This is a genomic window from Herbiconiux aconitum, assembly GCF_024979235.1.
Taxonomy (GTDB): domain Bacteria; phylum Actinomycetota; class Actinomycetes; order Actinomycetales; family Microbacteriaceae; genus Herbiconiux; species Herbiconiux aconitum.
The window spans coordinates 2,392,144-2,400,207 of sequence record NZ_JANLCM010000001.1; the positions used below are offsets into that span (position 1 = coordinate 2,392,144).

At 70.1% G+C, this 8,064-nt stretch carries 10 protein-coding genes; 6 read left to right on the forward strand and 4 right to left on the reverse strand.

All coding sequences use genetic code 11. The features are described 5' to 3' along the window. Window positions 1–7: 7 nt before the first annotated feature. From N1027_RS11415 to N1027_RS11430, 4 genes are read left to right on the forward strand one after another with little or no spacing between them, the layout of a single operon-like run. Entirely contained in the window at window positions 8–862 is an 855-nt protein-coding gene (locus N1027_RS11415) for a tryptophan 2,3-dioxygenase (protein WP_259507824.1), read from the forward strand. Further along, window positions 859–2,214, forward strand: coding sequence for an amidohydrolase family protein (locus tag N1027_RS11420; protein WP_259507826.1), 1,356 nt, complete (start codon window positions 859–861; stop codon window positions 2,212–2,214). Before N1027_RS11415 ends, N1027_RS11420 begins: the two co-directional genes overlap by 4 nt. Beyond that, complete coding sequence (gene kynU, locus N1027_RS11425) at window positions 2,211–3,506, forward strand: kynureninase (protein ID WP_259507828.1); 1,296 nt, start codon at window positions 2,211–2,213, stop codon at window positions 3,504–3,506. The genes N1027_RS11420 and kynU overlap by 4 nt, the downstream gene beginning before the upstream one ends. After that, complete coding sequence (locus N1027_RS11430) at window positions 3,503–4,414, forward strand: PaaX family transcriptional regulator (RefSeq protein ID WP_259507829.1); 912 nt, start codon at window positions 3,503–3,505, stop codon at window positions 4,412–4,414. The genes kynU and N1027_RS11430 overlap by 4 nt, the downstream gene beginning before the upstream one ends. On the opposite strand, the gene N1027_RS11435 is transcribed toward N1027_RS11430, so the two are convergent. Beyond that, window positions 4,372–4,728, reverse strand: a complete 357-nt coding sequence (locus N1027_RS11435; protein ID WP_259507831.1) for a winged helix-turn-helix transcriptional regulator — start codon at window positions 4,726–4,728, stop codon at window positions 4,372–4,374. The two genes, N1027_RS11430 and N1027_RS11435, sit on opposite strands and share 43 nt — an antisense overlap. 170 nt (window positions 4,729–4,898) lie before the next feature. Here N1027_RS11435 and N1027_RS11440 point away from each other — a divergent pair, with 170 nt between their 5' ends. Beyond that, window positions 4,899–5,498 carry an NADPH-dependent FMN reductase gene (locus tag N1027_RS11440; RefSeq protein WP_259507833.1) on the forward strand — a complete coding sequence of 200 codons (600 nt, stop codon included), beginning with the start codon at window positions 4,899–4,901 and terminating at the stop codon, window positions 5,496–5,498. 58 nt (window positions 5,499–5,556) lie between these two features. Here the strand turns inward: N1027_RS11440 and N1027_RS11445 are convergent, their stop codons facing one another. After that, window positions 5,557–5,865: a DUF7882 family protein gene (locus N1027_RS11445; RefSeq protein WP_259507834.1), complete on the reverse strand. Its 309-nt coding sequence runs from the start codon at window positions 5,863–5,865 to the stop codon at window positions 5,557–5,559. Window positions 5,866–5,868: 3 nt separating this feature from the next. Next, window positions 5,869–6,225 carry a hypothetical protein gene (locus N1027_RS11450; protein WP_259507836.1) on the reverse strand — a complete coding sequence of 119 codons (357 nt, stop codon included), beginning with the start codon at window positions 6,223–6,225 and terminating at the stop codon, window positions 5,869–5,871. Between the two features lie 117 nt (window positions 6,226–6,342). Here N1027_RS11450 and N1027_RS11455 point away from each other — a divergent pair, with 117 nt between their 5' ends. Beyond that, complete coding sequence (locus N1027_RS11455) at window positions 6,343–6,621, forward strand: hypothetical protein (protein ID WP_259507838.1); 279 nt, start codon at window positions 6,343–6,345, stop codon at window positions 6,619–6,621. Here the strand turns inward: N1027_RS11455 and N1027_RS11460 are convergent. After that, the gene (locus tag N1027_RS11460) at window positions 6,602–7,543 is read right to left on the reverse strand and encodes an oxygenase MpaB family protein (RefSeq protein WP_259507986.1); all 942 of its coding nucleotides are present in this window, start codon (window positions 7,541–7,543) and stop codon (window positions 6,602–6,604) included. The two genes, N1027_RS11455 and N1027_RS11460, sit on opposite strands and share 20 nt — an antisense overlap. Window positions 7,544–8,064 lie beyond the last annotated feature (521 nt).

Sequence of the window (8,064 nt, forward strand, 5' to 3'; positions counted from 1 at the left end):
TCGAGGCATGAGCGCCGACGACAACACCAGGGCCTTCGACGAAGGAATCGTCACCGACTTCTCGAGCCGGATGAGCTACGGCTCCTACCTGGCGCTCGACGAGCTGCTCGCCCTCCAGCGCCCGGTCAGCGAGCCGGAGCATCACGACGAGCTGCTGTTCATCATCCAGCACCAGACGAGCGAACTCTGGCTGAAACTGCTGCTGCACGAACTGCGTTCGGCGCGGGCGAGCCTGCAGGCCGACGACATCGGCACCGCGCTGAAGCGCATCGCACGGGTGAAGCACATCCAGGAGACGCTCACGCAGCAGTGGTCGGTGCTGGCGACGCTCACGCCCACCGAGTACTCCGAGTTCCGCGGCTTCCTCGCGAACTCGTCGGGTTTCCAGTCGCACCAGTACCGCGCGGTCGAGTTCATCCTCGGCAACAAGAACGAGCGGATGCTGTCGGTCTTCGACTCCGATCCGGCGGCCCGCGCCGTGCTGGCGTCGCTGCTGGCCGAGCCGAGTCTCTACGACGAGTTCCTCCGCTACCTCGCCCGCCTGGGATTCGGGGTGCCGGACAGCGTGCTGTCGCGCGACGTCACGAAGGCGTACGTCATGCATCCGGAGCTCGTGCCGGTATTCCGCGAGATCTACGAATCGGCCACTGAGAACTGGCGGGTCTACGAGGCGTGCGAAGAGCTGGTCGACCTCGAAGACAACTTCCAGTTCTGGCGCTTCCGGCACCTGCGCACGGTGCAGCGCACCATCGGCATGAAGTCGGGCACCGGCGGGTCGTCGGGGGCCGGATTCCTGGAGCGCGCGCTGTCGCTGACGTTCTTTCCGGAGCTGTTCGCGGTGCGCACGGAGATCGGCACGTGAGAGCGGAGGCCGGCGCCGCCCCGGATGCCGCGCTCGATCGTTTCGTGGTGGTCGACGACGTGTGGGTGGGGGAGTGGACCGGGCCGGCTGTGTTGCGCATCCGGGGCGGGCGCGTCGAGCTCGTGCGGCGGGCGGCGGTCGCGTCGGCGGGGGGCCAGGAGGCTGCGGGCGCGGGTGGGCTGGATGGTTGGGGTGCGGGCGGGCTGGATGCTGCGGCTGCGGGCGGGCGGGACACCGCGGGTGCGGGTGCGGGTGGCTCGGGGCCGCACGACGGCGCGGGTCGAGTCGTGACGAACGTGGGCGGCGTCGTGCTGCCGGGATTCTGCGATTCGCACGTGCATCTGGGTCTGGTCGATCCCGGAGCGCTCCTCGGCGGCGGGATCGCACGCGTGGTCGATCTCGGCTGGAACCCGACGGTCATCGCGAGCTGGGCGCACGGTGCGGCCGGAACGTCGATGCCCGAGGTGGAATTCGCGGGGGCGTTCCTGACCGGTGTGGGTGGGTATCCGTCGGGCCGGTCGTGGGCTCCGGATGCGGCGGTACGGCAACTCCGCGACGTCGCCGGCGCGCTCGCCGCGGTCGCCGAGATGCACCGCTCCGGCGCGCGCTTCGTGAAGCTCGTGCTGCACACCGGTGACACGGAGCCGCCCGGCGCCGCCGACGCGCGTGGCGACGGCGGGGTGGGCCGCGGTGGCGTGGACGCGCGTGGCGACGCTGCGGTGAGCCGCGGAGGGTTGACCGACACCGTCGCACGCGCCGTTGTCGACGAGGCGCATCGGCGGGCACTCGTGGTCGTGGCGCACACCGAGGGGGCGGGCCAGGCCGAGCGAGCCCAGCAGCTCGGGGTCGACCGGCTGGCGCACACGCCGTTCAGCGAGCGGCTCAGCGACGAGCTGATCGCCGCCATGGCCGACCGGATGACCTGGGTCAGCACCCTCGACATCCACGGTTGGGGAGATCCCACGCCTGAGTTCGCCGTGGCCCTCGACAACCTCGCCCGATTCGCCGCCGCGGGCGGGCGCGTGCTCTACGGCACCGACCTCGGCAACGGCCCGCTGCCCGTCGCCCTCAACCCGCGCGAGCTCGACGCCCTCACCTCCGCCGGCCTCACTGCTCCCCAACTCCTCGACGCCCTCGCCCCCCTGCCCCCTCGCGAAGTCGCGCTAAGTCGCCTCTCCCGCGCCCCAGAGCCGACTTCGAGCGACTTCGCGGAGCATGACGACCTGATCGACTTGGGTTCGCGGGTGTCGTGGGTGCCGACACGCGCACCGGCCGACGCGGCCGAGCTTCCCACCTGGCTGCCGACCGCCCGTGTCGTGGCCGCCGACGACCTCGAGGAGATCCGAGCATGACCCACCCCACCACCCCCGCCGCGGCATCCTCTGCCGAGCGCGCCGCCGAACCCGGCACCGCCGCCGCCCCTACCACCGCCGAGCTCGACCGGCTCGACCCGCTGGCGGGCTACCGCGAGCGGTTCCTCCCGAGCGACGGGCTCGTCGCCTACCTCGACGGCAACTCCCTCGGCCGCCCGCTGCGCGTCACCGCCGACCACCTCGGCGCCTTCGTCGCTCGCGACTGGGGCGGCCGCCTCATCCGTGCCTGGGACGAGCAGTGGATGGAGCTGCCCTTCTCGCTGGGCGACCGCATCGCCGCCGCCACCCTCGGAGCCGCGCCCGGCCAGACCGTCGTCGCCGACTCCACCACGGTGCTGCTCTACAAGCTCATGCGCGCCGCCGTCGACGCCCGCCCCGGCCGCCACGAGCTCGTGCTCGACGACGACAACTTCCCCACCGACCGCTTCGTGGCCGAGGGCATCGCGCGCGAACGGGGCCTGCGCATCCGCTGGATCTCCGTCGACCCCGCTCGCGGCGTCGAACTCGACCAGGTGCGCGCTGCCGTCGGCCCCGATACGGCCCTCGTGGTGCTGAGTCACGTGTCTTACCGCTCGGGCTTCCTCGCCGACATGGAGGGCATCACCCGGGTCGCCCACGACGCCGGCGCGCTGGTGCTCTGGGACCTCTGCCACTCCGTCGGCTCCGTGCCCACGCGACTCGACGAGTGGAACGTGGATCTCGCCGTCGGCTGCACCTACAAGTACCTCAACGGGGGTCCGGGCTCGCCCGCCTTCGGCTACGTCGCGCGCAGGCTGCAGGCCGACCTCGAACAGCCCGTGCAGGGCTGGATGGGCGCCGCCGATGTCTTCGCCATGGGTGACGGTTTCGTGCCGGGCGAGGGGATGCGCCGCTTCCTCAGCGGAACCCCTCCGGTGATCGGGATGCTCGCCATGCAGGACATGCTCGACCTCATCGAGGAGGCGGGCATCGACGCCATCCGCGCGAAGTCGATCGCGCTCACCGAACACGCGCTGCGGCTCGTCGAGAAACAGCTCGTGCCGCTCGGCGTCACGATCGCGACCCCCAAGGCCGCCGAGGAGCGGGGGAGTCACGTCACCATCCGGCATCCGGAGTTCCGCGAGGTGACGGCGCGATTGTGGGAGCAGGGGGTGATTCCCGACTTCCGGGCGCCGGACGGACTCCGCATCGGTCTCTCGCCGCTCAGCACGAGTTTCGCCGAGCTGCAGCGTGGAATCGACGCGATCGAGACGGCCCTCACGGGCGGCGCGACGGCCGCCGGGTCCTCATGACGGTCGCCGTACTCGACGACCTCGAGTCGCGCCCGGGAAGCACGGCGTCATTGCTCCGCACCGTCATCGGCCTCTACCTGCGTCGGCTCGGCGGCTGGCTTTCGAGCGCCGACCTCGTGGCGTTGCTGGAGCACCTCGACGTGCCGGCCGGCCGCACCCGCACCACGGTGGCCCGCCTCAAGCAGAAGGGCCTGCTGCTCACGGAGGCGCGCGACGGGCGCAGCGGCTACGCGGTGAATCCCGAGGCGGTCGGGATGCTCGCGAAAGGCGACCGCCGCATCTTCGCCGCCCGCAGCATGCAGCCGGGCGATCCCTGGTGCCTCATCTCCTTCTCGCTGCCCGAGGAGCAGCGGCAGCTCCGCCATCAGCTCCGGAAGAGACTGCAGGGGATCGGCTGCGGCACGGTTTCGGCGGCGCTATGGATCTGCCCCGACTTCCTCGCCGACGAGGTGGAGGACATCTTCGGAGAGCTGGGCATCCGGGCATCCGCGACCCTGTTCCGCACCGACCGGCCCCGAGTGGCGGGGGAGCTGCGCGACGCCGTCGCGGAGTGGTGGGATCTCGGCGCGATCGAACGACTGCACCTCGAAGCGATCGCCGGCCTGAGCGCCCTGCTCGAGCCGACGGACGAGACCGTCGACTCGAGCGGGAGCACCGAGGCGAGCGGCGCCGAGGCATTCGCCCGCTACATCCGCGGCGTCGACGTGTGGCGTCCGCTGCCCTATCTCGACCCCGGTCTGCCCGCAGATCTGCTACCCGCGGACTGGCCCGGCGCCCGCAGCACGGCGCTCTTCGCCGAACTCACGGCCCGCTATGCCGAGGCCAGCGCCGTCTTCGTCGCCGAGTCGGCCCGTGCCGACACGACTCAGCCGTCGAAACGCGCCCGGCTCGCCTCGATCTCGGCCTGATGCGCGTGGGTCCACCGGATGAAGGCCATCACCGGTTCGATCACCGTCTCGCCGAGCGGGGTGAGGGAGTACTCGACGCGCGGAGGTGATTCCGCGTAGCTCTGCCGGTTCACCAGACCGTCGCGTTCGAGCGATCGGAGCGTGCGGGTGAGCATCCGGTGCGAGATGCCGTCGACCGCCGCCATCAGGTGCGTGAACCGCCGCGCACCATCTCCCAGCTCACTGATGACCCGCATCGACCACTTGTCGCCGGTCATCGTGAAGATATCGCGCACGAGCTCTCGGCTCTCCGGCTCTTCACAGACTCGACTCATGTCAGAAAAGTCGCTCACGGGCTCCGCCGTCATGCCGGATTACGTCCTCTCGTGTTCCTGACGCATTCCAAAGTGCGTGGCCGGATGCGGGACTAAATCCGCGGCCGCACGGTTGCGCATTACTGACAACGCGTATGACGCACGAATCGTTCCTGAAGGAGACAGACCATATGACCAAGATCGGGATCATCCTCGGCAGCACCCGTCCGGGCCGCAACGGCGAAGCCGTCGCGAAATGGGTGACGGAGATCGCCTCCCGCCGTGACGACGCCGAGTTCGAGCTCGTCGACCTGGCCGACTACCCGCTGCCCCACCTCGACGAGCCGGTGTCGGCGGCGTACGGCGCCTACCAGAACGAGCACACCAAGGACTGGTCGGCCAAGATCGCCGAGTTCGACGGCTTCGTGTTCGTCACCCCGGAGTACAACCACTCCACCTCGGGTGTGCTGAAGAACGCGCTCGACTACCTCTACAGCGAGTGGAACAACAAGGCGGCGGCGTTCGTCAGCTACGGCGGCGTCGGCGGGGCCCGCGCCGTCGAGCACCTGCGTCTCGTGGCCTCGGAGCTGCAGCTCGCCACGGTGCGCGCGCAGGTCGCCATCTCACTGATCACGGAGTTCGAGAACTTCTCCGTCTTCACCCCCGGCGACTACCTCGAGCCGCAGGTCGGGGTCATGCTCGACCAGCTGGTGGCGTGGTCGAAGGCTCTGGCGCCGTTGCGCGAACGAGCGGTCGGCACCGACGAGCTCGACGAGCCCGTCGCGGCCTGATCGAGCGTCACCCGGAGGCCGGGCCGGTGGGTCGAGATCGGCTCGCTGGTCCGGCCTCCTAGGCCGGGTCGGGAGGTTCTGGAATCACGCGGAGTCCGGCGGGGGAGTTCGACAGGCGAACGAGTTCTTCGATCCACGCCCGGTTGAGCCGGGGTTCCCGGCCCCCGACGAAGTCGAACTGGAGCGGGATGGCGGGGTGGATCCAGATCGAACTGTGCCCGCTGCCCGTCGCGACGGTGTACTCCCACGAGAACGAGAAGCTCTCCCCGCGGCGCACCTTCGACAGGATCACCGCTTTGAGGTGCGCGAGCACCCGATCGTCGAAGTCGACGGAGATCGACGGTGTTCCGTAGATGAATTTGCCCATGAGCTACTGCCCCAACCCCTCGTCGATCTCGTCCATCAGGCGATTGAAGTCCTCTGCCTCCCGCGAGGCGTCCCCATTCTGCTCGACCGTGCCGCTGATGCCGATCTGGGGCATCTCGGGAACCGGAAAGCGTCTCGCCTCTTCCTCCTCGGTGATGCCACCCACGTCGGCCACGTCGAACTGGCTTGCCTGGCTGAGCAGGAGGGTGTGCACCGACGTCTCGCCGTTCTCCTCGAGCACCGTGATGTCGACCGTGACGCTGTTCTCCGCGTCGGCCACCGTCGTGGTGTAGTCGAGCAGAGCGGCCGTGATGGCGTTGCCCGTCACGATCGAACCGCCGCTGTACGTTATCCGTTTCATAGTCCGACCCTAGCCCCGCAGGTCGACGCCGACATCGTTCGCGGCGACGGGTGGCGGGCGCGGTGCCCTTCTCGCGCACCGGCAACCGTGGTTATCTGGAGAGGCGGAGGAGAGCCCATGCAGCGCATAACGATCACCGTGAGTGACACGCCCCATCCGCTCGCCCAGGATCAGAACATCGATCGCATCGAGGCTGCGGCCCTCGAGGCCGTCCGCGGAGGCGGAGACATCGTGAAGGTCACGCTCTACGGCAATCGCGAACTGGCGATCCTCGTGTCGCCCGGCGTTCCCATCACCTTCGAGGTGGCGGAGGTGCCCGAGGAATCCCGAGACGACGGCGATCTGGACAACCCTTTCGAGCCCGACTCCGCCTTCCTCAACGATTACTTGAGTTAGTGGCCCGGCCTTCGGTTTCGAGTCGGCGCACCCGCACCATCGCCGCGTCTTCGGACGACGAAGAACTACCCATGAACCAGCGCACGATGGCGAGCACCCGGCCCGTGGCCCAGATCACCGGCAGGGGAGAGCGGCGGAGGCCGAGCATCCGCCGGTAGCGAGGTGGCAGCGAGGCGACCGCTCCGGCGAACATCACCCGGTAGGCGGGCATCATGCCCTTCGCGAGCGGCGGGTGCCGGATGAAGCGCACCGCCTCGGCAACGCGTTCGTCGCTCTTCAGCACGCCCGCGTCGGCAAAGGCGTCGAGTTGGTGACGCAGCTCCGCGGCGCTGTGCGGCGCATCCGGAACCCCGATCAGCTCCGCGGCCACCGCCCACTCGTCGACGTAGCGGTCGGGCCCGCCGGGGATGGGGCTGTCCCAGAGCGTGTGGCTCGCGAGGAACGCATCGGTGAAGACGAGGTGCACCCAGGAGAGCAGTTCGGGGTCGCCGGCCGAATAGGGGCGAGGATCTCCGGATGCGTCGAGGTACTCCCCGCGCACCCGGTCGTGGAACCGCGCGACCCGGGCCGATTCGCGGCGCGCGAGTTCGGAGTCGCCGAAGGTGACGGTGACGAGCCAGCGGATGGTGCCGGTCAGGCGGCCGAGCGGGTCTTCCCGGTAGCGCGACCAGTCGTGCACCCCCGCCATCGCGCCCGGGTGCAGGGTCTGCATGAGGAGGGCGCGGATGCCCGCCACCATCGTGGCCATGCCGCCGTGCACCGCCCAGGAGGCCGACCCTGGTCCGAAGAAGCCCACGTCGTCGCCCTCAGCCATCTCGCCCACCCACTCGGGGCGGCCGTCGTCGCGGCCGGAGAGCGTGGAGAGCAGGTGGGAGCGCCAGCGCGCGGCGACTGTGCCGCTCTGCGCGGTGCGGGTGTGCATGGCGCGGGTGTGCGCCTTCCGGGTCTGCGCGGGGCGGGGCTGCGCGGTGCGGGTGTGCGCGGTGCGGGGCATGCGGGTGACCCTACCTCCGACGCCTGGATGCGCACCCTCCGCGGCGTCGATTCGTCCCGGTCGCCTCGTTCGGGAGTGGCGGACCCTCCTTTCGGGAGTGCCGGACCCTCCCTTCGGGAGTGCCGGACCCTCGTTTCGGGAGTGCCGCACCCTCGATTCGGGAGGAGAAGCGACGAACGAACGCTCCCACAAGCCGTCGTGTGCGTCAGCTCCTCCCGAATCGGAGGATGCGCTCACCGCCCGATGAGACGACACGATTCGCGGGTGCTCGGCGAGGGCGGTTGTCGGGTGCGCTGGTTCAGACCAGAGTGGAAGGGCCTTGACCGTGAGGGGAAACACGCATGTCAGACCATTCCGCGCCGGCACCTGCCGCCGGCCCGCCCGCTGTGCCCGCGTCGGCCGCCGCTGTGCCCGCCCCGGCCGCCGTGCCCGCCCCGGCCGCCGCCGGG